General features: G+C 68.3%; 21 protein-coding genes. 17 read left to right on the top strand and 4 right to left on the bottom strand.

Annotation, left to right across the window (positions count from 1 at the left end; genetic code table 11):
- The first annotated feature begins 80 nt into the window (after positions 1-80).
- The 8 genes from ribB to AC3WTD_RS04540 all read left to right on the top strand — a co-directional run bounded on the left by ribB (position 81) and on the right by AC3WTD_RS04540 (position 6,200).
- The gene (ribB, locus tag AC3WTD_RS04505) at positions 81-1,172 is read left to right on the top strand and encodes a 3,4-dihydroxy-2-butanone-4-phosphate synthase (protein WP_027493079.1); all 1,092 of its coding nucleotides are present in this window, start codon (positions 81-83) and stop codon (positions 1,170-1,172) included.
- Positions 1,173-1,371: 199 nt separating this feature from the next.
- Complete coding sequence (gene ldcA / locus AC3WTD_RS04510) at positions 1,372-2,316, top strand: muramoyltetrapeptide carboxypeptidase (RefSeq protein ID WP_492613031.1); 945 nt, start codon at positions 1,372-1,374, stop codon at positions 2,314-2,316.
- Between the two features lie 186 nt (positions 2,317-2,502).
- Entirely contained in the window at positions 2,503-2,964 is a 462-nt protein-coding gene (gene ribH / locus AC3WTD_RS04515; RefSeq protein ID WP_027493787.1) for a 6,7-dimethyl-8-ribityllumazine synthase, read from the top strand.
- Positions 2,964-3,410 (top strand): transcription antitermination factor NusB, encoded by a 447-nt coding sequence (gene nusB / locus AC3WTD_RS04520; RefSeq protein ID WP_027493786.1) that lies wholly within the window; start codon positions 2,964-2,966, stop codon positions 3,408-3,410. The genes ribH and nusB overlap by 1 nt, the downstream gene beginning before the upstream one ends.
- Positions 3,410-3,952, top strand: a complete 543-nt coding sequence (locus AC3WTD_RS04525) for a GNAT family N-acetyltransferase (RefSeq protein WP_027493785.1) — start codon at positions 3,410-3,412, stop codon at positions 3,950-3,952. The genes nusB and AC3WTD_RS04525 overlap by 1 nt, the downstream gene beginning before the upstream one ends.
- A gap of 20 nt (positions 3,953-3,972) precedes the next feature.
- A complete protein-coding gene (gene thiL, locus AC3WTD_RS04530) occupies positions 3,973-4,941 on the top strand; it encodes a thiamine-phosphate kinase (RefSeq protein WP_492613032.1) in 969 nt (322 codons plus the stop codon).
- Positions 4,938-5,462, top strand: a complete 525-nt coding sequence (locus tag AC3WTD_RS04535; protein WP_492613033.1) for a phosphatidylglycerophosphatase A family protein — start codon at positions 4,938-4,940, stop codon at positions 5,460-5,462. The genes thiL and AC3WTD_RS04535 overlap by 4 nt, the downstream gene beginning before the upstream one ends.
- A gap of 177 nt (positions 5,463-5,639) precedes the next feature.
- Positions 5,640-6,200: a methyltransferase family protein gene (locus tag AC3WTD_RS04540; protein ID WP_492613034.1), complete on the top strand. Its 561-nt coding sequence runs from the start codon at positions 5,640-5,642 to the stop codon at positions 6,198-6,200.
- A gap of 24 nt (positions 6,201-6,224) precedes the next feature.
- Here the strand turns inward: AC3WTD_RS04540 and ahr are convergent, their stop codons facing one another.
- Positions 6,225-7,238, bottom strand: a complete 1,014-nt coding sequence (ahr, locus tag AC3WTD_RS04545; RefSeq protein WP_492613035.1) for an NADPH-dependent aldehyde reductase Ahr — start codon at positions 7,236-7,238, stop codon at positions 6,225-6,227.
- Positions 7,239-7,334: 96 nt separating this feature from the next.
- Between ahr and AC3WTD_RS04550 the strand changes: the two genes are divergently transcribed.
- The 3 genes from AC3WTD_RS04550 (at position 7,335) to AC3WTD_RS04560 (ending at position 9,239) form a co-directional block, all read left to right on the top strand.
- Positions 7,335-8,309, top strand: a complete 975-nt coding sequence (locus tag AC3WTD_RS04550) for a potassium channel beta subunit family protein (protein WP_369491098.1) — start codon at positions 7,335-7,337, stop codon at positions 8,307-8,309.
- A gap of 70 nt (positions 8,310-8,379) precedes the next feature.
- Positions 8,380-8,580 (top strand): hemin uptake protein HemP, encoded by a 201-nt coding sequence (gene hemP, locus AC3WTD_RS04555; protein WP_369491100.1) that lies wholly within the window; start codon positions 8,380-8,382, stop codon positions 8,578-8,580.
- Between the two features lie 89 nt (positions 8,581-8,669).
- The gene (locus tag AC3WTD_RS04560; RefSeq protein WP_492613036.1) at positions 8,670-9,239 is read left to right on the top strand and encodes a hypothetical protein; all 570 of its coding nucleotides are present in this window, start codon (positions 8,670-8,672) and stop codon (positions 9,237-9,239) included.
- A gap of 137 nt (positions 9,240-9,376) precedes the next feature.
- On the opposite strand, the gene AC3WTD_RS04565 is transcribed toward AC3WTD_RS04560, so the two are convergent.
- From AC3WTD_RS04565 to AC3WTD_RS04575, 3 genes are read right to left on the bottom strand one after another with little or no spacing between them, the layout of a single operon-like run.
- Positions 9,377-11,494 (bottom strand): oxidoreductase, encoded by a 2,118-nt coding sequence (locus AC3WTD_RS04565; RefSeq protein WP_492613037.1) that lies wholly within the window; start codon positions 11,492-11,494, stop codon positions 9,377-9,379.
- On the bottom strand, positions 11,491-12,813 hold the full coding sequence (locus tag AC3WTD_RS04570; protein ID WP_492613038.1) for an APC family permease: 1,323 nt from the start codon (positions 12,811-12,813) through the stop codon (positions 11,491-11,493). The genes AC3WTD_RS04565 and AC3WTD_RS04570 overlap by 4 nt, the downstream gene beginning before the upstream one ends.
- Before the next feature lie 55 nt (positions 12,814-12,868).
- On the bottom strand, positions 12,869-13,939 hold the full coding sequence (locus tag AC3WTD_RS04575; protein WP_492613039.1) for an aromatic ring-hydroxylating oxygenase subunit alpha: 1,071 nt from the start codon (positions 13,937-13,939) through the stop codon (positions 12,869-12,871).
- Positions 13,940-14,250: 311 nt separating this feature from the next.
- Between AC3WTD_RS04575 and AC3WTD_RS04580 the strand changes: the two genes are divergently transcribed.
- The 6 genes from AC3WTD_RS04580 to AC3WTD_RS04605 all read left to right on the top strand — a co-directional run bounded on the left by AC3WTD_RS04580 (position 14,251) and on the right by AC3WTD_RS04605 (position 23,946).
- Entirely contained in the window at positions 14,251-16,263 is a 2,013-nt protein-coding gene (locus AC3WTD_RS04580; RefSeq protein ID WP_492613040.1) for a tetratricopeptide repeat-containing sulfotransferase family protein, read from the top strand.
- Positions 16,264-16,315: 52 nt separating this feature from the next.
- Entirely contained in the window at positions 16,316-18,853 is a 2,538-nt protein-coding gene (locus tag AC3WTD_RS04585) for a TonB-dependent receptor (protein WP_492613041.1), read from the top strand.
- 264 nt (positions 18,854-19,117) lie between these two features.
- On the top strand, positions 19,118-20,389 hold the full coding sequence (locus AC3WTD_RS04590; protein ID WP_492613042.1) for an efflux RND transporter periplasmic adaptor subunit: 1,272 nt from the start codon (positions 19,118-19,120) through the stop codon (positions 20,387-20,389).
- A gap of 178 nt (positions 20,390-20,567) precedes the next feature.
- Positions 20,568-21,290: an ABC transporter ATP-binding protein gene (locus tag AC3WTD_RS04595; RefSeq protein WP_027493776.1), complete on the top strand. Its 723-nt coding sequence runs from the start codon at positions 20,568-20,570 to the stop codon at positions 21,288-21,290.
- A gap of 102 nt (positions 21,291-21,392) precedes the next feature.
- Positions 21,393-22,703, top strand: coding sequence for an ABC transporter permease (locus tag AC3WTD_RS04600; protein ID WP_492613043.1), 1,311 nt, complete (start codon positions 21,393-21,395; stop codon positions 22,701-22,703).
- 4 nt (positions 22,704-22,707) lie between these two features.
- Positions 22,708-23,946: an ABC transporter permease gene (locus tag AC3WTD_RS04605; RefSeq protein WP_492613044.1), complete on the top strand. Its 1,239-nt coding sequence runs from the start codon at positions 22,708-22,710 to the stop codon at positions 23,944-23,946.
- Positions 23,947-24,094: the final 148 nt, after the last annotated feature.

A 24,094-nucleotide genomic window follows, 5' to 3' on the forward strand; every position in this document is an offset into this window, starting at 1 on the left:
CGCTCCGCCCGTACCTTCATCCGCCCCTTCGGGGCACCTTCTCCCAATGGGAGAAGGGAACCATCACACGGATACACGCCATGGCTTTCAATACCATTCCCGAAATCCTCGAAGACATCCGCGCCGGCCGCATGGTGGTGATCCTCGACGACGAGGACCGCGAGAACGAAGGCGACCTGATCATGGCCGCGCAGATGGTGCGGCCCGAGGACGTGAACTTCATGGTGCGCGAGGCGCGCGGCCTGCTGTGCCTCACGCTGACCGAGCAGCGCACGCGCCAGCTCGGCCTGCGCCCGATGGTCAGCGACAACACCTCGGCCTACCACACCAACTTCACTGTCTCGATCGAGGCGGCCGAGGGTGTCACCACCGGCATCTCGGCGCACGACCGTGCACGCACGATCCAGGTCGCGGTGAAGTCGGACGCGAAGCCGCAGGACCTGTCGCAGCCCGGCCACATCTTCCCGCTCACCGCACAGCCGGGCGGCGTGCTGACCCGCGCCGGACATACCGAAGCCGGTTGCGACCTGGCCGCGCTGGCCGGGCTGGAGCCGTCGGCGGTGCTGATCGAGATCCTGCACGAGGACGGTTCGATGGCGCGCCGGCCGGAGCTGGAGATCTTCGCGCGCAAGCACGGCCTGAAGATCGGTTCCATCGCCGAGCTGATCCGCTATCGCCTCGAAACCGAGAAGACCGTGCAGCGCGTGCACGAGGAAGCGGTGGAGACCGAGTTCGGTCCGTTCCGGCTGGTGGCCTACCGCGATGCGATCCGTCGCGGCCTGCACTACGCGCTGGTGCGCGGCAAGGTCGACGATGGCGCGCCGGCGCTGACTCGCGTGCACGTGCGCAACACCTTGTCCGACGTGCTGCACCTGAAGCGCGACGACCTCGGCCTCACGGTCACTGCGGCATTGCGCCGGATCGCCGACGAGGACCGCGGCGTGCTGCTGGTGCTGTCCGGTGAGGACACGCCCGAAGCGCTGCTGGCCCGGCTCAGCCGCCAGCCGGGCAAGCAGGCGCCGGAGGAAGCGCAGCAGCAGGAATGGCGCCAGCTCGGCCTCGGCGCGCAGATCCTGGCCGACCTCGGCGTGCACCGCCTGCGCGTGCTGGGCACGCCGCGCAAGCTGGTGGGGCTGGGCGGTTTCGGGCTCGAAGTGGTCGAATACGTCTAATCCGTTCTCCTCCATGTAGGAGCCCGCTGGCGGGCGATGCTTTTGGGCCGGGATTCGGGATTCGGGATTCGCAAAAGCCAAAGCATCGCCCGCCAGCGGGCTCCTACGACAGCAGGTTCGTCATTCCGAGGCTATCGTCCTGCCATGCCGTAACCGCGTCGTCACCGCATAATCGAGCTTTCTTTCAGCGGCCCAGCCCATGCCTGAAACCCGCATCCGCCTGATCGCCCCTTCCGGCTACCCGCACGATCGCCTGGCGATGGCGCGTGGCGTCGAGCGTTTGCAGGCGGCGGGCTGCCGTGTGGACGGCCTGGAGGTGCTCGAGCGCAGCGAGCTGCGCTATGCCGGCAGCGACGCGCAGCGGGCTGCCGACCTCAACGCGCTGGCTACCGCGGGCGAGTTGCCGGACATCGCGCTGGCGATCCGCGGCGGCTACGGCGCCACGCGTCTGCTGGCGCAGCTGCATTACGACGCCCTGCGCGAATGCCTCAGCGGCAGCAGCACCGTGCTGGTCGGCCACAGCGACTTCACCGCGCTGCAGCTGGCGCTGCATGCGAAGAGCGGCCTGTGCACGTTCAGCGGCCCGATGCTGGGCGCCGACTTCGGTGCCGAAACGCTCAGTGCATTCACCTGGCAGCACTTCTGGGGCACCGTGCGTGCGCCCTCGGCGCAAGTCGAATGGGCCACCGCGCCCGACGCCGAGCTCGACGTCCAGGGGCCGCTGTGGGGCGGCAACCTGGCCGTGCTGTGCAGCCTGCTCGGCACGCCGTATTTCCCGGGCGTCGACGGCCGCGGCATCGACGGCGGCATCCTGTTCGTCGAGGACGTCGGCGAGCCGCCGTTCCGGATCGAGCGGATGCTGTACCAGTTGCAGCTGTCGGGCGTACTGGGGCGCCAGCGCGCACTGCTGCTGGGCCATTTCAGCCAGTGCCGGCCCAGCAGCTACGACAACGGCTACGACCTGGCCGACAGCTTCGCGCAGATCCGCCGGGTCAGCGGCGTGCCGGTGCTCGGCGGCCTGCCGATCGGCCACGAGCCGGACAAGTGCACCCTGCCGTTCGGCGCGCCGGCGCGGCTGCGCGTCGCGGGCGGCGAGGCGCGGCTATCCTTCAGCGGCTATCCGCATTTGCCGCCCGGCGTTTGAGCGCGGCTCCTCCCCCTGCGTGCAGGGGGAGGTTGGAGGGGGTAAAGCTCTTCTTGAAGATCAAGAGCGAACCCCACCCCAACCCTCCCCTGCGAGCAGGGGAGGGAGCCTGCGCGAGCAGGCGGACGGCCAAACCCGTAAAATGCCCGCTCCATATGGGCCGCACGCCCACTCAAGGAAACCGCAATGAAGACCATCGAAGGCGATTTCGCCACCCCGAAAGGCCGTTTCGCCATCGTCGCCGGTCGCTTCAACGGCTTCGTCGTCGAGCCGCTAGTGGCCGGTGCGCGCGATGCGCTGCTGCGCCACGGCGTGAAGGACGACGCGATCGAACTGGTGCGCGTGCCAGGCGCGTGGGAAATCGCGCTGGCCGCGCACAAGCTGGCGAATTCGGGCAAGTACGCGGCGGTGATCGCGCTGGGCGCGGTGATCCGCGGCGCCACCCCGCACTTCGATTTCGTCGCCGGCGAATGTGCCAAGGGCCTGGCCAAGGCTGCGCTGGATTCCGGCGTGCCGGTGGCGTTCGGCGTGCTGACCACCGACAGCATCGAGCAGGCGATCGAGCGCGCCGGCACCAAGGCCGGCAACAAGGGCGCCGACGCTGCGATGGCCGCACTGGAAATGGTCAACCTGTACGGGAAGCTGTGATGCACCACGCCCCGCAAGGCATCGACCTGGCCGCGCGCTCGCGTGCCCGCCGCCGCGCCTTGCAGGCGCTGTATGCGTGGCAGCTCTCCGGCAGCCACATGAACGCGGTGATCGAGCAGTTCCGCCACGAACAGGACATGGAAGTGGCCGACCTCGACTATTTCGAAGATCTGCTGCACGGCGTGGAGAAAAACGTCGACGTACTGGACGCCAGCTTGCGTCCGCACCTCGATCGCGAGGTAGCGCAGGTCGACCCGATCGAACGCGCCGCGCTGCGGCTGGCCGCGTACGAGCTGAAGTTTCGCCCCGACGTGCCGTATCGCGTGGTGATCAACGAGGCGATCGAGGTGACCAAGCGCTTCGGCGCCGACCACGGCCACAGCTATGTCAACGGCGTGCTGGACAAGCTGGCCGGCGACCTGCGCGCGGTCGAGAAGCGCGGCTGATGCCGGGCGCTACGGGGGCGCCGGACGGGCAGGTGCCGGAAATCGAGACCGCGCGGTTGCGCCTGCGCGCGCACCAGGCCGGCGATCACGCCAGCTGCACGGCGATCTGGTCGGATCCCGCGGTCACCCGCCACATCGGTGGGCGCCCGTTCACCGCCGAGGAAGTGTGGAAGCGCCTGCTGCAGTATCGCGGGCTGTGGAGCCTGCTCGGCTACGGCTATTGGGCCGTCGAGGAGAAAGCCAGCGGTCGCTACGTCGGCGACGTCGGTTTCGCCGACTTGGCGCGCGAACTGCAGCCCTCGTTGCGCGGCATGCTGGAGTGCGGCTGGGTGCTGGCGCCGCAGGTGCACGGCAAGGGCTATGCGAGCGAGGCGGTGGCGGCGATCGCGCCCTGGGCCGACCTGCAGTTTCCCGACCGGCGCGTGGTGTGCATCATCGCGCCGGAGAACCAGGCGTCGATCCGGGTCGCGGAAAAAGCCGGTTTCCGTCTGTGGCAACCGTCGACCTATCACGACAGTCCCACCCTCGTGTTCAGCCGTTGACCTTGCGTGGGGATTCCCCGATGGAATTCGACCTGATCGAACTGATCCGCCAACATACCGCGCAAGCGCGCGACGACGTACGCCTCGGCATCGGCGACGACGCCGCCGTGCTGGCGGTGCCAGCGGGGAAGGAACTGGCGGTGGCGATCGACACCCTGGTCGAGGGCGTGCATTTTCCGCGCGGCACCGCGCCGGCCAATCTAGGCTGGAAGGCGCTGGCGGTGAATTTGTCCGACCTCGCCGCGATGGGCGCCAGCCCGGCCTGGGCGCTGCTGGCGCTGACGCTGCCCGGTGCGGATGCGGCCTTCGTCGAAGGTTTTGCCGAAGGCTTCGCGCAGCTGGCGCGGTCGCACCGGCTGGCCCTGGTCGGCGGTGACACCACCCGCGGGCCGTTGACGATCAGCGTGGCCGTGCACGGTTTCGTGCCGCCGGGCCAGGCGCTGACCCGCGCCGGCGCACGGGTCGGCGACGCGGTGCTGGTCACCGGCACGCTGGGCGACGCGGCCGCCGGCTTGCATGCCGTGCAGCAACTGCCGCGCGAAGACGATGGCCGCGCCGGGCTGCGCGGTTTCCTGATCGAGCGGCTGAACCGGCCGACGCCGCGACTCGCCACCGGTATCGCCCTGCGCGGGCAGGCCACGGCCTGCGTCGACGTCTCCGACGGCCTGCTCGCCGACCTCGGCCATATCTGCACCGCCAGCGGCGTCGCGGCGGAGATCGAGGCCGCCTTGCTGCCGCGCTCGTCGGCATTGCTGGAGCTGTATGACGACACCACGGCGCTGCACTTTGCGCTGAGTGGCGGCGACGACTACGAATTGTGCTTCACCGTGCCGGCGGCCCGCGTGGCCGAGCTGCAGGCCGGCCTGGCCCGGCTCGGCTGCGGCGCCACGAAGATCGGCCGCATCGTGGAAGGCGAAGGCGTGCGCGTGCGTGGCGCCGACGGCTCGTGGCTGGCGATTGATCGAGCGGGCTGGGAGCATTTCGCGTGAGCGCAAAGAAGAACCTCAGCGCGGACCAGCGGCGCGCCCTGCTGGCCACGCCGGCCGGCTGGCTGGCCTGCGGCTTCGGCTCGGGCCTGGCGCCGGTGGCGCAGGGTACGTTCGGTTCGTTGGCCGCACTGCTGCCCTGGCTGCTGCTGCGCCAGTTGTCGCTGCCGTTCTATCTGCTGGTCATCGTGGCCGGCTTCGCGATCGGCGTGTGGGCCTGCGATGTGGCCAGCCGAGCACTGGGCGTGGCCGACCACCGCAGCCTGGTGTGGGACGAATTCATCGGCCAGTGGATCGCGCTGCTGCCATTGCTGGTTCCCGCGCTGCTGCCGCCCGGCGGATTCGCGTGGTGGATGGTGCTGGCCGGCTTTGTGCTGTTCCGCCTGTTCGACGTATGGAAACCGTGGCCGATCCGCTGGCTGGACCGGCGCGTGAAGGGCGGCATGGGCGTGATGGTCGACGATGTGGTGGCAGGTATCTTTGCTGCCGTCGTGTTGGGCCTGGCGATGTCGTTGACACACTGAGGAACATCGGGGCTCTAGTAGTGCGCGAGACTCGGTGCGGTGTAAATCGACTCGAAAGTTCGTGGAAAGGTTTCCGGACAGGCAGCCCCGCATTCGATCCGGCCGGCTTCGGCGGGCGGCCAGATAATGCGGCTATGATCCCGGCGTCGGCATCACGTCGAAGGCCAGAAACCTGCCATGCCTGTCCTGCGCAACCTCGCCATCCTCATCCTCTTCGTGTGGATTTTCATCGACGCCATCGTGGTGTTCCGGCGCATGACCGGGCAGGCCGAGAATCGCGACCGTTCCTCGTTGCGCGCATTGATGATCGCCGGACCGTTGGTGTGGGTGGTCAGCATTGGCCTGGCATTCACGCCGCTGGGTGCCCTGCATTCCCCGGCGTGGCAAGTGTTCGGTCTGCTGCTGATGGGTGTGGGCGTGGCGGTGCGATCGATCGCGATCGCGCAGCTGGGACGTTTCCACACGCCGAATGTGGCGGTGCGGGCAGACCATGAGTTGAAGGTGACAGGACTGTATCGCCACGTGCGTCACCCGAGCTACCTCGGTGCGCTGATCGCCTTCGCCGGCTTCGGACTGGCGCTGGGCAACGGGTTCAGCCTGCTGGTAATCGTGCTGGTCACGCCGGCGATCTACCTTTACCGCATCCGTGAGGAGGAAGGCGCGCTCAGTGAAGCCTTCGGCGACAGTTATCGTGAGTACTGCCGGCATACCTGGCGGTTGATTCCCTGGGTGTATTGAACAGGTGGGGGACCGATCGCACCCTCAGTTTCCCGCCTCCAGCACCACGCGGTAGCGCGCCTTGCCGTCGGCAAGATGCTGCAGCGCTTCGTTGACCTTGCTCATCGGGAACATCTCGATCTGCGGGCGGATGTCGTGGCGGGCGGCGAAGTCCAGCATGCGGGCGATGTCGACCGGCGAGCCGGTGGGCGAGCCAGAGACCTCGCGCTGCTTGCCGATCAGGCTGAACGCCGGCACCGGGATCGGTTCCAGCACCGCGCCGACCACGTGCATGCGGCCCTTCGGGGCGAGCGTGCCGAGCAGCGCGTTCCAGTCCATCGGCACGTTGACGGTGACCAGCAGCAGGTCGAGCGAGCCGGCGATCGCCTTGATCGCGGCGCTGTCGCGGCTGGCGACCACGTGGTGCGCGCCGAAGCCGCGCGCCTCGTCGGCCTTGGCCAGGGTGGAGGTGAACGCGGTGACCTCGCAGCCCCACGCAGCGGCGAACTTCACCGCCATGTGGCCGAGCCCGCCGATGCCGACCACGCCGACCCGCGCGGTCGGCTTGATGTCGTAGGCCAGGAACGGCTTCAGCACGGTGATGCCGCCGCACAGCAGCGGGCCGGCGCTGGCCAGGTCGATGCCTTCGGGCAGCGGGATCGTCCACGCCCAGTGCGCGCGAAGCTTGTCGGCGAAGCCGCCGTGGTGGCCGCCGATGGTCGCCACTGCCTGCGCGCACATGTTGTGGTCGCCGGACAGGCACTGGCGGCAATGCATGCAGCTCTCAGCGGTCCAGCCGATGCCGACGCGCTGGCCCACGCTGAGCCCCTTGGCCTGCGCGCCCAGCGCGATGACGCGGCCGACCACTTCGTGCCCGGGGATGAACGGGTAGCGCGCGTTGCCCCACTCGTTGTTGATCATCGACAGGTCGGAGTGACAGATGCCGCAGTAGTCGACGGCCACCTCGACTTCCTCGGCACCCAGCTCGCCCACGTCGAACGTGGCCAGTTTCAGCGGTTGGCCGGCCGCGCTGGCGGCCCAGCCCGTGATCGAGGACATGGCGAACTCCTGCAGGGGGAAACACAAGGTTACGCCGTTGTGTCGCGCGTGTGGATTGGACATGCTGGCGATCTTTCCCGTTACAGGAGCATCCCCATGCTTTACCGCCGCCTCGGTACTTCCGGCCTGCAACTTTCCGCGCTGTCGTTCGGCGCCTGGGTCACCTTCGGCAAACAGGTGGGGCGCGCGCAGGCACGCGACCTGCTGGCGCTGGCGCACGAGCGCGGGGTGAACTTCTTCGACAATGCCGAGACCTACAACAACGGCGTGGCCGAGCAGGTGATGGGCGACGTGCTGGCCGACCTGCGCTTCCCGCGCGACAGCTGGTGTGTGTCCAGCAAGGTGTACTTCGGCGCGGTCGACAAGCCGCAGCCGACCCAGCGCGGGCTGTCGCGCAAGCATGTGATCGAGGCCTGCCACCAGGCGCTGCAGCGCCTGCGCGTGGACTACCTCGACCTGTATTTCTGCCACCGCCCCGATCCGGACACGCCGATCGCTGAGACCGTGGCGGCGATGGACACGCTGATCCGCCAGGGCAAGGTGCTGTACTGGGGCACCAGCGAATGGCCGGCCGAGGCGATCCACGAGGCGCACCGCGTCGCCCACGAGAACCATTTCTACGCGCCGCAGATGGAGCAGCCGCAGTACAACCTGCTGCACCGCGAGCGGGTCGAAGTGGAGTACGCGCCGCTGTACGAGGCCTACGGCATGGGCACCACGATCTGGTCGCCGCTGGCGTCCGGCCTGCTCAGCGGCAAGTACAACAGCGGCGTGCCGGCCGATTCGCGGCTGGCCCAGCCCGGCTACGAGTGGCTGCGCGAGAGCGTGCTGGGCCATGGCGACGAGCGCCTGGGCAAGGTGCGCGCCTTGCAGCCGATTGCCGCCGAGCTGGGCACCAGCCTGGCGCAGCTGGCGATCGCCTGGTGCCTGCTCAATCCGCACGTCTCCACCGTGATGCTGGGCGCCAGCAAGCGCGAGCAGCTGGAACAGAACCTGGACGCGCTGGAACTGCTGCCGCGACTGGACTCGGCGATGGCGCAGCGGATCCGGCAGGTCGTCGAGGCAGCCTGAGGGAAGGTGGTTGACAGACAAATGAGAATCATTATCATCTAAAACGTCACCGCTGCTGCCGGATCTCCCAATGCCCGTCCTGTCCTTGCGCCAACCGCCGTCGTCGCGCCCGATTCTGCGGCTGGCTCCACCAACCCCGTCTTCGGCACTGGTCCGGCGCGTCTCCAGCCAGGCGCTGCTGGAAGGTAAGCGCGAGCTGGTGATCCAGCATCATGGCAGCGAGTACCACCTGCGGCTGACCCGCAACGACAAGCTGATCCTGACCAAGTAGCGGCGACGCTGGTTCTTCTGGCGTGGCGGGCGATGGCCCGTGCGCCTTCGTCGGGCCGGTGGCCCTCTTCGTGTCGCTGGAGGCAGGCGATGTTCAGTCCGTGGTGGCGGCAACTGCTGCAGTGGTGCCCGCAGGCGATCGGTACCGACGCCTGCCGGCGCCGGCTGCGCATGACGCCCGCCACCCTGGCCGTCTCGCTGCCGGCGCTCGGCAGCGTGCTGTACATGCCGCTGGCCGAGAGCGGCGCGGGCTTGCCGCAGCAGCCGGACGGAGTGCTGGTGGAGACGCCCAGACTGGCGCCGCTGCTGCGCGTGCACTGGCTGTCGGCGGTCTGCGAGGTCGCGCCGGACGGGCCGCGCGAATGGATCGACGGCATCGACCGCGACGGCCGCCCTTGCGTGCGCCTGCACCTGCTGCCGGATACCGATTACCTGGGCTGGGATCGCCTGCTGGCAAGAGGCGAGCCGCTGCCCGCGACGGCACCGGCGCCCCATGTGCGGGCGCTCGACGCCTGCCTGCTGCGCTTTCGCCGGCGCCGGCTGGCCGGCTTCGACCTGCTGTGCGGCGAGGCGGTCACCTGGCTGTCGCCGCTGAGCCGGCAATTGGCCGCACGGATCGCCCGCGCGCACGCCGGGCAGGGCAACCGACAGTTCCGCTAGGAACGGCCTGAACAAGCCGTCGTCCCGGCGAGGCGCTTTTCAACAGCCGCAGGCTGGTCAAGCCGGGATGCAGTGCCTCGGCAGCGGGTGAAGGCACTGGATTCCGGCTTTAGCTGGAATGATGGGCAAAGACTTGATCAGAGCGTGTCTTGGGAACGGCCGCCGGGCGGTTGTCCGTGCGGGCGACGCAGGTCGTCAGTATCCGCGCTGTGGAAATGCCGCTTGAACGCGACCTCGCCATCGGCCGGTTCCTCCAGTTCGCGCGCGTAGCGGTGGCCGGCGTAGACCGCGTGGGCGATCAGTCCCGGCGCCTCGGCGTCGCCGATGCAGCGCAGGCTGCGGACGCCGGCATCCATCCACTCGGCTTCGCGGCGGCAGAGTTCCTGGTACAGCGCGTCGTCGGGCAGGCGGGCGGTGACGGTGACCACCGCGTCGCACGCCAGCTCGCGCTGGCGATGGGTCCACACGTCCTCGATGGTGAGCGTGCCGCCGGCGTAGCCCGTGACCTCGTGCGAGACCAGCGCCTCGATGCCGAGTTCGACCATGCGCTTGCGCACATGGCGGTAATCCAGCGTGTTCAACGTCCACGGCGCGAGGCTGTCCTCGGGCGTGAGGTGGATCACCTCGCAGCCACGAAGGCACAGTAGTTCGGCGGCGATGCTGGCGTGGTAGTAGCCATCGTCGTCGTACACCACCACCTTGCCTTCCGGCAGGCGGCCGTCCATCAGGTCGTCCACGGTGAACACGCGCGGGTTGTCCGCGAAGCCGGGGATGGCGAAGCCATGGCTGCGGCCGTAGCCGTCGCGGCGCCAGTGGCAACCGGTGGCCAGCACCACGTGCTCGGCGCCGAAGTCGAGCACGTCCTGCGCGGTCAGGGCCGAATCGAGATAGACGGCTATATTGGACAGCTTGTTGATCTGGCCAATGCGCCAGTCGCGCACGCGTGCCCATTCGGCGAGGCCGGGCAGGCGCGCCTCGCGGGTGACGCGGCCGCCGAGCTCCCTGCGTGCGTCGGCAAGGCTCACCTCGTAACCGCGCTGGCCGAGCGCGCGCGCGGCCTCCAGTCCGGCCGGTCCGGCGCCGACCACCAGCACGCGGCTGGCCGAGCGCTTCGGCGCGATGCGTTCCGGGTGCCAGCCCTTGCGCCATTCCTCGCCCATGGTCGGGTTTTGCGTGCAGCGGATCGGCGAGATGGTCATGTCGCCGGAGACGCAGACGTTGCAGCCGATGCACTCGCGAATGTCGTCGGCGCGTCCTTCCTCGATCTTCTTCGGCAGGAACGGGTCGGCGATCGACGGCCGCGCACAGCCGATCATGTCCAGCACACCGCGCTTGAGCTGCGACACCATGGTATCCGGCGAGGTGAAGCGGCCCACGCCTACCACCGGCTTGCTGGTGGCCTTCTTCACGAACGCGATGAACGGTTCCTGCGCGCCCTCGGCGGCGAAGCGCGAGGGCACCGAGTCGTTGTACCAGGCGGCCAGGTTCACATCCCACAGGTCGGGCAGCTCGGCCAGCATGCCCACGATGTCCTGCGCCTCGGCCAGTTCCACGCCGCCGGAGCCCAACCCTTCCTCGACGGCGAAGCGCAGCGCCACCGCGCAGGTATCGCCGACGGCATCTTTCGTATCCTGCAGCACCTCGCGCAGCAGCCGCACACGGTTCTCCAGCGAGCCGCCGTATTCGTCGCTGCGCTGGTTGCGCCGGCGTTGCAGGAAGTGCATCGCCAGCGACAGGTCGTGCGCGGCGTAGACATAGATGATGTCCATGCCGGCGCGCTTGCCGCGGATCGCCGCCTCGCGGTGCCAACGCCGGTACTCGCGGATGTCGTGCAGGGTCATCGCGCGCGCCTGATGCGGATAGCCGTACTTGGTCGGCTGGTGCGAGGGCGCGATCAGCACCTCGCGCGAATACAGGTTCGATGCGGTGGGGCCGTTGTGGCTCAGCTCCAGCGCGGCCAGCGCGCCGTGCGCGTGCACCTGGTCGCACATCAGCGCCAGCGCGGGGATGTCGCGGTCGTCCCACAGCCGCGCCTCGACGTAGGGCGTGAGGTCGCCGCTGGGGTGGATCTCGCATTCCTCGGTGGAGACCACCGCCCAGCCGCCCGCGGCCTTCATCTCGCGCATCGCCGCGTGCGCCAGCGGCATCGCGTGGCCCATGCCGTTGCAGTGCGGCACCTGGAAGAAGCGGTTCTTCGCGGTGACCGGACCGATCCTCACGGGTTCGAACAGGATGTCGTAGCGTGGATCTCTCATTCCGGAATGACCTCGGTGGACGGCGCGGCGCGGCGGCGCAGGCGCATCAATGCATACAGCGGCAGGCCCGCCGCGATCAGCCCCAGCGCGTACAGGAACGGCTCGTGGCCGATGCCGATGAAGGCGAACACCACGAACAGCACGCAGGTGACCCCGGCAAGCAGCGCCCGCCAGGTGGCGCAGGTGGCGCTGCGCCGCCGCCACAGCACGATCAGCGCGAGCGCGCAGCACAGGTAGAGCGGCAGGTTGGCGGCGGTCACCACCCGGGTGAGGAAGGTGAACGCCGCCACCAGCGATTTGCTGTAGCTCATGGCGATCATCACCGAGGCGAGCGCACCGGTCAGCAGCAGCGCCACCGCCGGTGCGCCGTGGCGGTTGTTGCGTGCAAGCATTGCCGGCAGCACGCCGTTGTGGGCCATGGTGCAGGTCAACTCGCCTCCCAGCAGGGTCCAGCCGTTGAGCGCGCCCAGCCCGCTGATCACCACGAACAGCGCCAGCCAGCGCCCGGAGCCGGCGGCGGCAAAGCGGTCCATCAGCAGGGCGAACGGTGCGCTCGCCTCGGCCAGCTCCGCCTGGTGGATCAGCAGCAGCGGCACGGTGGAGACGATGATGTAGATCACCGCGGCCAGCACGGTGCCGGTCATGGTCGAGCGCGGAATGGTGCGCGCCGGGTCGTCCACCCTTGCCGCTGGCACGCTGGCCGACTCGATGCCGAGCATCGCGAACAGCGCGATGGTGGCGGCCGCGGTCACCCCGCCCAGGGTGATCGGCGTGGTGGGCAGGTGCGCGGTGTAGCTCGCCGGCGAGGTCAGCAGCAGCCAGCCGCCGAGCAGGGCGATCGCCAGCATCGGCAGCAGCTTCAGCGCGGTGGTGACGATCTGCACGCCGCCGCCGGTGCGCACGCCGAACAGGTTGATCGCCACCACCGCCCACAGCAGGCCGAGCGCGAACAGCGCCGGCTGGAGCGTGCCCAGCGGCGGGAACACCACTGCCATGTAGCCGACCACGCCGGTGGCGAGCGCGGCATTGGTGAGCCACAGCGACACCCAGTACGCCCACAGCGCCAGGTACGCCGGCAACTCGCCCAGGGTGCGGCGGATGTAGCCGTATGGGCCTTCGGCATCGGGCATGGCGCGAGCCAGGTGCGAGAACACGCGGGCCAGCACCAGGCAGCCGGCCAGCACGATGATCCAGCCGATCAGCGCGTTGAAGCCGAACGGCGCCAGCGACGCCGGCAGCACGAAGATGCCCATGCCGATGACGTTGCCCACCACCAGCGCGGTGCAGGTCCAGAAGCCGATCGTGTTGCCGTTGCGCATGTCGGCTTCCGCCAGGTTTCGGTTCAGGGCTGTGGCCGGAGCCAGCGGCGCGGGCTCATGCGGATTCGCCGACGGGACTGGCGTAGGCCGCGCGCAGCAGGTTCTGGAAATGCCAGACGCCGCCCTCGCGCTTCGGACACAGCCGGCCGGGAATGTAATGGCCGGAGGCCAGCCCCTGCTGCACCGCCTCGCAGATCGCGATGTCCTCGTGCTGCACCTCGTCGCTGAACGCCTGGTCGGCGGCGATGCGCGCCTGTGCGCTCTCGTCCTGCGCGTAGTAGTAGTCGAACACGATGCGGCAGCGATTCGGCCCCAGCGGCAGGATGCGGTTGGTCTGCAGCCGGCCGGGCATGATGTTGAGCATCACGTTGGGGTAGATGAAGTAGTAGAACGCCTGGCCGTCGCCGTAGATGTCGGCGCTGTTGCGCAGCGGCGAGGATTGCAGCGAATGCCACGCGAACAGCTCGGTGTCGTAGGCGCGGTAGTCGAGCACCCGCGACAGGCCGGGGTGCACGTGCGGCAGGTGGTAGCCCTCGAGGTAATTGTCGACGTAGACCTTCCAGTTGCAGTCGATGTCGTAGTTGTCGCGGCGCAGGTAGCGCATCGCCGACAGGTCGATCGGCGCGATACGCTCGGCGATGCCGCCGTAGACCTCCTCGAACGCCGGCACCCCCGGATCGAGCGCCACGAACACCAGGCCCTGCCACTCGTGCACGTGCAGCGGCGGCAGGCGGATGTCCTCGACCTTGAAGTCGCAGGCGTCCTGCATCTCCGGCGCGCTGCGCAGCTGGCCTTCCAGCGTGTAGGTCCAGCCGTGGTACTTGCAGTGCAGGGCGCGCGCGCCCTTGCCGTCGCACAGCGCCAGCGGCCCGGCGCGGTGGCGGCACACGTTGGGGAAGGCGCGCAGCACGCCGTCGGCGCCGCGCACCAGCAGGATCGGCACGCCGGCAATCTGGCTGACCGCATGGTCGCCCGGCCCGGCCAACTGCCCCTGCTGCGCCACCAGCTGCCAGCTGCGCGCGAACACCGCGCGCTGTTCCATGGCCAGCATCGCGTCGCCGGCGTAGTAGCGGGCGGGCAGGGCGTGCGCGCGCTGGAGTTCCTCGACCACGGTGTCGTCAGGCATGGGTGGATTCAGTCCCCGGGTGGGTGGACGCGACACAGCCGTGTTCCGGAGCTTCCGTGTCCCGCCTGCCGCCCCGCGCCCGCAATGGCGTTCGTCGATCCAGCCTAGCGCCTCCGACGAAGCGGGGGCAACCGGTGCGGGCAAGCGGCGTGATTTGCCGACGCCTACTATCTACCGCCCGGAATCGGTTGTAGATTGCGACGATTCCCACAGGAGCTGCAGTCGTCCATGCCACGCGCCGTACCTCGGCTGTGCCGCCGCCCGAGACTCGACCCCCGCCGGCGTGGTGCGTCGTCGCGGCGGAGGCGGCCGTGACGAGCGCGCCAGCCATCGGCACGCTGGAACAGGCGCTGGCCCATGCCGCACGCCTGCTGGAGCGGGATCCCGCGCTGGCCATCGGACAGCTCGATGAGATACTGCAGGCGGCTGCGGGCCACCCGGTGGCCCTGCAGCTGCTCGCTGCCGCGCGCTCGCTGCAGGGAGACCTGCAGGGCGCGCTCGACATCCTGGTTCCGCTGGCGCAGGCGCAGCCGGCGTGGGCCATGGTCCATGCCGACCTCGGGCTGGCCCTGGGCCGTTGCGGGCGCGGGCAGGAGGCGATCGCCGCACTGCGCCGCGCGGTGGCGCTGAAGCCCGACCTGCCGCAGGCCTGGCGTGCGCTCGGCGACCACCTGATGGCGGCCGGCGAGCAGGCGGCGGCGGATGCGGCGTACGCCAGCCACGTGCGCTACTCCACCCGCGACCCCCGCCTGCTGGCCGCTGCGGTCGCCCTGGTCGAGAACCGCATCCCCGAGGCCGAGGCGCGGCTGCGCGAGCACCTGAAGCAGGCGCCGACCGACGTGGCGGCGATCCGCATGTTCGCCGAGGTCGCCGCCCGGCTGGGCCGCAACGAAGACGCCCTGCACCTGCTCGAGCGCTGCCTGGAGCTGGCCCCGGGCTTCCACGAGGCACGCCGCAATTACGCGCTGCTGCTGCATCGCGCCAACCGGCCGGAACAGGCGCTGGCCGAGCTCGCGCGCCTGCTGGCGGCCGATCCGGAGGATGCCGGCAGCCGCAACCTCAAGGCGGCCGTACTGTGCCGCACCGGCGATTACGAGCAGGCGATCGGCATCTACGCCGCGCTGCTGGAGCGGCATCCGGACCAGCCGAAACTGTGGGTGAGCCAGGGTCACGCGCTGAAGACCGCCGGGCATACCGAGCGCGCCATCGCCGCGTATCGCCGCAGCCTGGAGCTGGAACCGTCGTTCGGCGAGGTCTGGTGGAGCCTGGCCAACCTGAAGACCTTCCGCTTCGGCGCCGACGAGCTGGCCGCGATGCGCGCGCAACTGGCACGCACGGACCTGGCCGAGGACGACCGCCTGCACCTGGAGTTCGCCATCGGCAAGGCGCTGGAGGATGCCGGTGAGTACGAGTCGTCGTTCCGGCATTACGCGCAGGGCAACGCGATCCGTCGCGGGCAGGTGCACTACAGCGCCGACGACACCAGCGCGCGCGTGCGCTACATCTGCGCGCACTACACGCGCGAATTCTTCGCCGCGCGTGCCGGTGCCGGCAGTCTGGCGCCGGACCCGATCTTCGTGGTCGGGCTGCCGCGGGCCGGCTCCACCCTGATCGAGCAGATCCTGTCCAGCCACAGCCAGGTCGAGGGCACGATGGAGCTGCCCGAGGTCACCTCGATCGCGCGCCTGCTGCGTATGCAGGGCGATGCCGATGAGGCGATGCCCTACCACGGCGCGCTGGCGGCGCTCGATGCCGACGCGCTGCGTGCGCTTGGCGAGCGCTATCTCGAGCACACACGCATCCAGCGCAAGACCGCGGCACCGTTGTTCATCGACAAGATGCCGAACAACTTCATGCACATCGGCCTGATCCAGCTGATGCTGCCCAAGGCGAAGATCATCGACGCGCGCCGGCACCCGCTGGCCTGCGGCTTCTCGGCCTTCAAGCAGCACTTCGCGCGCGGGCAGGGCTTCAGCTACGAGCTGGCGGACATCGGACGCTACTACCGCGATTACGTGGCGCTGATGGCGCATTTCGACGCCGTGCTGCCCGGGCGCATCCACCGTGTGGTGTACGAACGCATGGTCGAGGACACCGAGGGCGAGGTGCGCCGCCTGCTCGACTATTGCGGCCTGCCGTTCGAGGCATCGTGCCTGCGGTTCTTCCAGAACCCGCGGCCGGTGCGCACGGCCAGTTCGGAACAGGTGCGCCAGCCGATCTACCGCGAGGGGGTGGATCACTGGCGCCACTACGCTGCATGGTTGGGGCCGCTCGCATCGCCGCTGGGGCCGGTGCTGCAGCGCTACCCCGACGTACCGGTATAGGAGTGATGGCTTTAATCCGATGGATTGTCTGGACTTTCGAGGGGAGGGGTTTATGCACACGACAAGATTCAAGAAGACCGCGCGGACGCCGCGATCCGGACTGGTCAGGTTGCCGCTGGCGGCAGCGATCTGCCTGGCGATGGCCGCGCCGGCCTTCGCCCAGGATACCGGGCAGGCCCAGGCGTCAAATGCACCGGCGGCGAAGCCGAAGACCACCACGTTGAGCGTGGTCAACGTAACTGCGCAGAAGCGCACCGAAAACCTGCAGAAGGTGCCGATCAGCATCGGCGTGCTGGAGAACGACCAGCTCGAGGCGCTGCACGTGCAGAACTTCAACGACTACGTGAAGTACCTGCCCAGCGTCACCTTCCAGCAGGGCGGCGGCGGCATCGCCACCGGCCCGGGCTTCGCCACCATCTACATGCGCGGCGTGGCCAGCGGCGGCAACACCAACCACTCCGGCTCGCAGCCGAGCGTGGGCGTGTACCTGGACGACCAGCCGGTCACCACGATCCAGGGCCCGCTCGACATCCACATGTACGACATCGCGCGCATCGAGGTGCTGGCCGGGCCGCAGGGCTCGCTGTACGGCGCGAGCGCCGAGGCAGGCGCGCTGCGCATCATCACCAACAAGCCTGACCCGCGCGGCTTCGCGGCGAACTACACCGTCGGCATCAACAAGGTGGCACACGGCGGCATCGGCTACTCCGCCGAGGGCATGCTCAACATCCCGCTCAGCCCCAGCGCGGCGGTGCGCCTGGTCGGCTGGCGCGAGCACGACGCCGGCTACATCGACAACAAGCCCGGTTCGCGCACCTTCCCGGTGTCCGGCATCACCGTCAGCAACGCCGACAACTGCAAGCCCGGCCCGATGCAGGAGTGCTTCGGGCATGCCCGCAAGCACTACAACGACGCCAACACCAACGGTGCCCGCGCCGCGCTGAAAGTCGACCTCGACGACAACTGGTCGATCAGCCCGACCCTGATGGGGCAGCAGACGATCTCGCACGGCACCTTCGCCAGCGATCCGGCGATCGGCGATCTGGCGGTCACCCACTTCTACCCCGAGCGGGTCAACGACCGCTGGTGGCAGGGTGCGCTGACCGTGCAGGGCAAGATCGGCAACTTCGACCTGACCTACGCCTACGCGCACCTCAAGCGCAACCAAGAGGAGCAGACCGACTACAACGACTACTCGTTCTGGTACGACACCCTGCTTTCCTACGGCGCCTACCTCCACGACAACAGCGGCGCACTGATCAACCCGTCCGAGTACATCAGCGACCGCGACAGCTACACCATCAGCAGCCACGAGCTGCGCATCGTCTCGCCCAGCGAGGACCGCCTGCGCCTCACCGCCGGCGCGTTCTGGCAGAAGCAGAAGCACGACATCATGCAGGACTACCAGATCAACAACCTGGCCACCTCGCTGTCGGTGGCGGGCTGGCCGAACACGATCTGGCTGACCCGGCAGATGCGCTACGACTACGACAAGGCCGTGTTCGGCGAACTGTCCTACGACATCATTCCCGAAACACTCACCGCCACCGTCGGCGGGCGCTACTTCCGCAGCGCCAACCAGCTGTACGGCTTCTACGGCTTCAGCAAGGGCTTCGCGCCGGGCTCCAGCTACGGCGAGGCCGGCTGCATCTCGCCGCAGCCGTTCCTCGGCGCGCCGTGTCTGGACTTCAACAAGCGCGTGCGGCAGAGCGGTTCGCTGGGCAAGTTCAACCTGACCTGGAACATCTCGCCCACCAAGATGGTCTACGCCACCCGCTCCGAGGGCTACCGCCCCGGCGGCGTCAACCGCGCCGGCCAGCTGCCGCCGTACCAGGCGGACTTCCTCACCAACCTGGAACTGGGCTGGAAGACCTCCTGGTTCGACAACCGGCTGTCGTTCAACGGTGCGGTGTTCCGCGAGAGGTGGAACGACTTCCAGTTCAACATCCTCGGCGCCAACGGCCTCACCCAGATCAAGAACGCCAACTCCGCGCGTATCGACGGCCTGGAGTCGCAGTTGGTCTGGCAGGCCACGTACAACCTGAACATCAGCACCGGCATCGCGCTGTACGACGCCAAGCTGACCGCGAACTACTGCGGCTTCACCGACGCCGGCGGCCGCGCGGTCACCTACTGTCCGCCCGGTTCGATCAACCAGTCCACCGGCGCCGTGGTGAACGGGCCGCTGGCGCCGAAGGGTACGCGGTTGCCGATCACGCCCCGCTTCAAGGGCAACCTGGTCGCACGCTACACGTTCAGCCTGGCCGGCAACGATGCCTTTGTGCAGGGCGCGCTGGTGCACGTGGGCAAGCGCACCACCGACCTGCGGCTGCTCGAGCGCAGCCTGCTCGGCAACCTGCCCGCATACAACTCGGTCGATCTGTCCGCAGGCATGCAGAAGGGCAACTGGTCGCTGGACGTCTACGTCGACAACGTGTTCGACAAGCGGGCGGCACTGTACAAGTTCACCGAGTGCGGCGTGACCGTGTGCGGCGCCCACAACGTGGTCGCGCAGTACCCGAACGGGCAGGTGTACACCGGCTTCAGTGTGCCGCGCACGTTCGGCATCCGCTTCAAGCAGGAGTTCTAGGCGGGGTAGTTCTTCCCGCCTGGCATGGACGACCACGCAAGGCCCCGGTTCGCGCCGGGGCCTTGCGCGTTTCGGCGATGGCGTCCGCGACTGGCCGGAGCATGTTCGTCCGGTTGTCCGTGCGGTGTCCGCGGACACCGCGCCGCTGCCGAGCGTGCGCGCCAAGCCATTGAAAGACATTTGATTGTTTCTTCATCTTCGAGTGGCACACGGATTGCAATGACCGCTGTGCAACCGCGCTGTACGCGGTGGGGAACGGCATTGATGATCCGCGACACTTCCGCACAGGACCGACTGGTCGAGGTCAAACCCAACCGCAAGCGCCAGCTGATCCTGCTGGGCGCCGGCGTGCTCGTGCTGGCGCTGCTGGCCTGGCTGGCGCCGGGCGTGGGCCGGCTGTTCTCGGCGTCCGCATCGGTCAGCAGCTCGCGGCTGGCCTTCGCCACCGTCGAACGCGGCCCGTTCGTGCGCGACATCGCCGCCGAGGGCAAGGTGGTGGCGGCGGTCAGCCCCACCCTGTACGCCACCTCCGGCGGCGCGGTGGCGCTGAAGGTGCATGCCGGCGACACGGTGAAGGTGGGCCAGGTGCTGGCCACCATCGTCAGCCCGGAGCTGACCAACAAGCTGGCGCAGGAACAAAGCAACGCCGACGCGATGGAAGTGGGGTACCGGCGCGCGCAGATCGACGCGCGCAAGCAGCGTTCCGCGCTGCAGGAAACCTACGACAACGCCACCATCGACCAGACCACCGCCGAGCGCAACCTCGATCGCTACCAGAAGGCGTATGCCAAGGGCGCGGTATCCAACATGGACGTGGACAAGGCCAAGGACGCGCTGGACAAGGCGAAGATCGCCACCACGCATGCCAAGGCCAACCTTGGCCTGGACAACGACAGCCTCAACTTCGACATCCAGTCGAAGAAGCTCGCGCACCAGCGCCAGCTGCTGCTGGTGAAGGACCTGCAGCGCCAGGTCGACGACCTCGACGTGAAGTCGCCGGTGGACGGCCAGGTCGGCCAGCTGTTCATCGCCGAGCGCGCCACCGTGGCCAAGGACGCGCAGCTGCTCAGCGTGATCGACCTGTCCGCGCTGCAGGTGGAGATGCAGGTGCCGGAAAGCTTCGCCCGCGACCTGGGCATCGGCATGGCCGGCGAGATCAGCGGCAACGGCCATACCTGGAAGGGCCTGGTCAGCGCGATCTCGCCGGAAGTGGTCAACGGCCAGGTCGCCGCGCGGCTGCGCTTCGACGGCGACACGCCGAAGCAGCTGCGGCAGAACCAGCGCCTGTCGGTGCGCGTGCTGCTGGACAGGCGCGACGACGTGCTGACCGTGCAGCGTGGCTCGTTCGTCGACGAATCCGGCGGCAGCTATGCCTACCTGGTGCGCGACGGCATCGCCAAGAAAACCCCGATCCGCGTCGGCGCCTCCAGCATCGACAAGGTGGAGATCCTCGACGGCCTGAAGGAAGGCGAGCGCATCGTGATCTCCGGCACCGACAGCTTCAAGGGCGCGACCACGGTCGCGATCAGCAACTGACGATTCTCCCTTCTCCCTCCGGGAGAAGGTGCCCGAAGGGCGGATGAGGGTGCGGGGCTTGCGCGGATTTCCCGCAAGCCCCGCACCCTCTCCCCAACCCCTCTCTCCCACAAGGGGACTTCCTTCGGTCGCCAAAGGGAGAGGGGCTCCAAGATCACCACCACCAAAGGACGCAACCATGCTGAAGATGACCCACCTGTCCAAGGTCTACCGCACCGAAGTGGTGGAGACCTATGCGCTGCGCGATTTCAACATCGACGTGAAGGAAGGCGAGTTCGTCGCCGTCACCGGCCCGTCCGGTTCCGGCAAGACCACCTTCCTGACCATCGCCGGTCTGCTGGAAACGTTCTCGGGCGGCGAGTACCACCTGGACGGCATCGAGGTGAGCAACCTCAACGACAACGCCCGCTCGAAGATCCGCAACGAGAAGATCGGTTTCATCTTCCAGGCGTTCAACCTGATCCCCGACCTCAACGTGTTCGACAACATCGAGGTGCCTTTGCGCTACCGCGGCATGAAGGCGGCCGAGCGCAAGCAGCGCATCATGGATTCGCTTGAGCGCGTCGGCCTGGCCTCGCGCGCCAAGCACTATCCGGCCGAACTCTCCGGCGGCCAGCAGCAGCGCGTGGCGATCGCCCGCGCGCTGGCCGGTTCGCCGCGCCTGCTGCTGGCGGACGAACCGACCGGCAACCTGGACACCCAGATGGCGCGCGGCGTGCTGGAGCTGCTGGAGGACATCCACCGCGAGGGCGCCACCATCGTGATGGTCACGCACGACCCGGAACTGGCCGCACGCGCCCAGCGCAACGTGCACATCATCGACGGCCAGGTGGTGGACCTGTCGGAAGACCCGCGTTTCCACACTGTGCATGCGGTCGTCGCCGACGAGGCGCACGGCTGAGTAGCAGGTATTCGGGATGGGGGATTCGTTGAGAGCACAAGCTCGCGAGACCGCCGCTTCTCCAAATCCCGAATCCCCCATACCGGATTCCGGAACTCGAGCATGTTCGCTTATTACCTCCAACTCGGCCTGCGCAGCCTGCGGCGCAACCCCGCCCTCACCGCCCTGATGGTGATGGCGATCGGCGTCGGCGTGGCCGCGTCGATGATCACCTGGTCGGTGTTCCGCGCGGTGTCGGGTGATCCGATTCCAGACAAGTCCGCGCAGTTGTTCATCCCACAGATCGACGGCTGGGGGCCGCAGCAGAACCTCAAGGGCGAGCCGCCGGATGCATTGAGCTATACCGATGCGATGGCCTTGATGCGGGCACATGCGGCGAAGCGGCAGACGCTGCTTTACCCGTTGCGGCTGACGGTGCCGCCGGGCGGCGGCCGCAGCCTGCCGGTGGCGGCGGAGGGCTATGCGGTATATGGCGATTTCTTCCCGATGTTCGAGGTGCCATTCCAGTACGGCAACGGTTGGAGCGCGGCCGACGACGAGAGCCGTGGCGCCGCGGTGGTGCTCAGCGCGGAATTCAACCAGAAGCTGTTCGGTGGCGCCGACAGCGTGGGGCGCGAGATCACGCTGAATGGGCATGACTACCGCATCGTCGGTGTGACCAGGCACTGGAACCCCAAGCCGCGCTTCTTCGATCTGTTCAGCAGCAGCGGCTTCGTGGATGCCACGGATTTCTATCTGCCGTTCACCCGCGCGCTGGATCTGCAGATCAACAGTGCGGGCAGCAACAGCTGCCGCGGAAAATTGAACTTCACCGGCTGGGACGGCTGGCTGCACAGCAATTGCGTGTGGGTCACGCCGTGGGTGGAACTGGACAGCGCAGCGGATGTTGCACACTACCGCCAATTCCTCGAGGGCTATGCCGCCGATCAGCAGCGGGCCGGGCGTTTCGCGTGGACGCCGAACGTGCGCCTGCGCGACGTGATGCAATGGCTCGCGCACGAGCATGTGGTGCCGCCGGAAAGCCGCATTTCGCTGATCGTCGCGCTGGGCTTCTTCGCGATCTGCCTGGTCAACACCATTGGCCTGCTGCTGGCCAAGTTCCTGCGTCGTGCCGGCGAGATCGGCGTGCGCCGCGCGCTGGGTGCCTCGCGCCGGGAAATCTACGCGCAATACCTGCTTGAAGCGGCCACGGTGGGGCTGGCCGGTGGCGTGCTGGGCCTGCTGCTCACTGCGGCAGGGGTTACCGGCGTGGGCCTGCTGTTTCCCCCGCAGATCGCGCGGCTGGCGCAGCTGGACTTTTCGCTGGTGGCGCTGACCCTGGCGGTCGCGATCTTCGCCACCGTGGCGGCGGCGTTCTACCCGGCCTGGCGCGCGGCACAGGTGCAGCCGGCCTGGCAATTGAAATCCAACTGAGGCGATGGCGATGCAGATCAAACCCATCCTCGCCGCGCTGCGCCACCACAAGGCCGGCACCGTGCTGCTTGCGCTGCAGATCGCGCTGACCCTGGCGATCGTGTGCAACGCCCTGTTCATCATCCACCAGCGGTTGGCGCATCTGTCCCAGCCCAGCGGTGTGGACGAAGCCAACCTGTTCGTGATCTACAGCGAATGGGCGGGGCCGACAACCCCGTCGCAGATCGATGCGCAGGTGCAGGCCGACCTTTACGCGCTGCGGCAACTTCCCGGCGTGCGCGATGCGGCGCCCGCCAGTTCCTACCCGTTGAGCGGCGGCGGCGACGACATTCCCGCCAGCCTCACTCCGGATCAGCTCCAATGGACTGCCGACCCGGCGATATACGCAAGCGACGAACACCTGATCGATACGCTGGGGCTGAAGCTGATCGCCGGACGCAATTTCCGCGCCGACGGAATCGGCCGGATGGGTTCGCGCGATTTCACCAATCCGCCCGAGGTCATCGTAACCAAGGCGCTGGCCGATCGCATGTTCCCCGACGGCACGGCACTGGGCAAGCCGATCTACCTGATGAGCAGCACACCCAGCACCATCATCGGCATCGTCGATCGCCTGCAACGGCAAAACGTGGGCACCTGGACGAGGGCTTACGCCTATCAGGTCGTGCTGTGGCCGAAGCGTCCGAATTTTCCACAAGGGGTGTTCTACCTCGTGCGTGCGAAGCCGGGCCAGCTTGCCGCCGCGATGCGCCAGGCGCCCAAGGCGCTGTATGCGCAAAGCCGCATGCGCATCATCGATCCCAAGGACGGGTTGCTGAGTTTCGCCGAGGTGCGCCGGCGCATCTACGACAGCGACCGTGGCATGGCGATCCTGATGGGCATCATCAGCGTGGTGCTGCTGGCGATCACGGCCGCCGGCATCGTGGGCCTGACCAGCTTCTGGGTCGGCCAGCGGCGCAAGCAGATCGGCGTGCGTCGCGCGCTGGGCGCCACCCGCGGCGACATCCTCAATTACTTCCTCACCGAGAACCTGCTGATCGGCCTCGGCGGGGTGCTCGTCGGGGCGGTGCTGGCGATTGGCATCAACCTGTGGATGGTGACCCAGTTCGAGATGGCGCGACTGTCGCTGGCCTATGTGGTGGCCGGCGTGGTCGCGTTGCTGCTGCTCGGTCAGGGCGCGGTGCTCGCGCCGGCGTTGCGCGCCTCCCGCGTTTCGCCGGTGGAGGCGACGCGCAGCGTGTGATTCTGGTTTTTCCCCCTCTCCCTTTGGGAGAGGGGCGGGGGAGAGGGTACGGGCGGAGCGCGGCGCCGCGCGCTGCCGGACCCTCACCCCAACCCATCTCACCCGCAAGGGGGCTCCCTCAGGGTCGCCAGCGGGAGAGGGGCTCAAA

The organism is Rhodanobacter sp. FW106-PBR-R2A-1-15, assembly GCF_058789735.1.

Coding starts and splice junctions, on each gene's coding strand:
- AC3WTD_RS04550 (WP_369491098.1), top strand. CDS start 7,335: ATGCTTTACCGCCGCCTCGGTACTTCCGGCCTGCAACTTTCCGCGCTG.
- AC3WTD_RS04570 (WP_492613038.1), bottom strand. CDS start 12,813: ATGCGCAACGGCAACACGATCGGCTTCTGGACCTGCACCGCGCTGGTG.
- hemP (WP_369491100.1), top strand. CDS start 8,380: ATGCCCGTCCTGTCCTTGCGCCAACCGCCGTCGTCGCGCCCGATTCTG.
- ribB (WP_027493079.1), top strand. CDS start 81: ATGGCTTTCAATACCATTCCCGAAATCCTCGAAGACATCCGCGCCGGC.
- AC3WTD_RS04600 (WP_492613043.1), top strand. CDS start 21,393: ATGTTCGCTTATTACCTCCAACTCGGCCTGCGCAGCCTGCGGCGCAAC.
- AC3WTD_RS04575 (WP_492613039.1), bottom strand. CDS start 13,939: ATGCCTGACGACACCGTGGTCGAGGAACTCCAGCGCGCGCACGCCCTG.
- AC3WTD_RS04540 (WP_492613034.1), top strand. CDS start 5,640: ATGCCTGTCCTGCGCAACCTCGCCATCCTCATCCTCTTCGTGTGGATT.
- AC3WTD_RS04605 (WP_492613044.1), top strand. CDS start 22,708: ATGGCGATGCAGATCAAACCCATCCTCGCCGCGCTGCGCCACCACAAG.
- AC3WTD_RS04565 (WP_492613037.1), bottom strand. CDS start 11,494: ATGAGAGATCCACGCTACGACATCCTGTTCGAACCCGTGAGGATCGGT.
- ribH (WP_027493787.1), top strand. CDS start 2,503: ATGAAGACCATCGAAGGCGATTTCGCCACCCCGAAAGGCCGTTTCGCC.
- AC3WTD_RS04560 (WP_492613036.1), top strand. CDS start 8,670: ATGTTCAGTCCGTGGTGGCGGCAACTGCTGCAGTGGTGCCCGCAGGCG.
- AC3WTD_RS04595 (WP_027493776.1), top strand. CDS start 20,568: ATGCTGAAGATGACCCACCTGTCCAAGGTCTACCGCACCGAAGTGGTG.
- ahr (WP_492613035.1), bottom strand. CDS start 7,238: ATGTCCTCGATCACGGGCTGGGCCGCCAGCGCGGCCGGCCAACCGCTG.
- thiL (WP_492613032.1), top strand. CDS start 3,973: ATGGAATTCGACCTGATCGAACTGATCCGCCAACATACCGCGCAAGCG.
- ldcA (WP_492613031.1), top strand. CDS start 1,372: ATGCCTGAAACCCGCATCCGCCTGATCGCCCCTTCCGGCTACCCGCAC.
- AC3WTD_RS04525 (WP_027493785.1), top strand. CDS start 3,410: ATGCCGGGCGCTACGGGGGCGCCGGACGGGCAGGTGCCGGAAATCGAG.
- AC3WTD_RS04585 (WP_492613041.1), top strand. CDS start 16,316: ATGCACACGACAAGATTCAAGAAGACCGCGCGGACGCCGCGATCCGGA.
- nusB (WP_027493786.1), top strand. CDS start 2,964: ATGCACCACGCCCCGCAAGGCATCGACCTGGCCGCGCGCTCGCGTGCC.
- AC3WTD_RS04590 (WP_492613042.1), top strand. CDS start 19,118: ATGATCCGCGACACTTCCGCACAGGACCGACTGGTCGAGGTCAAACCC.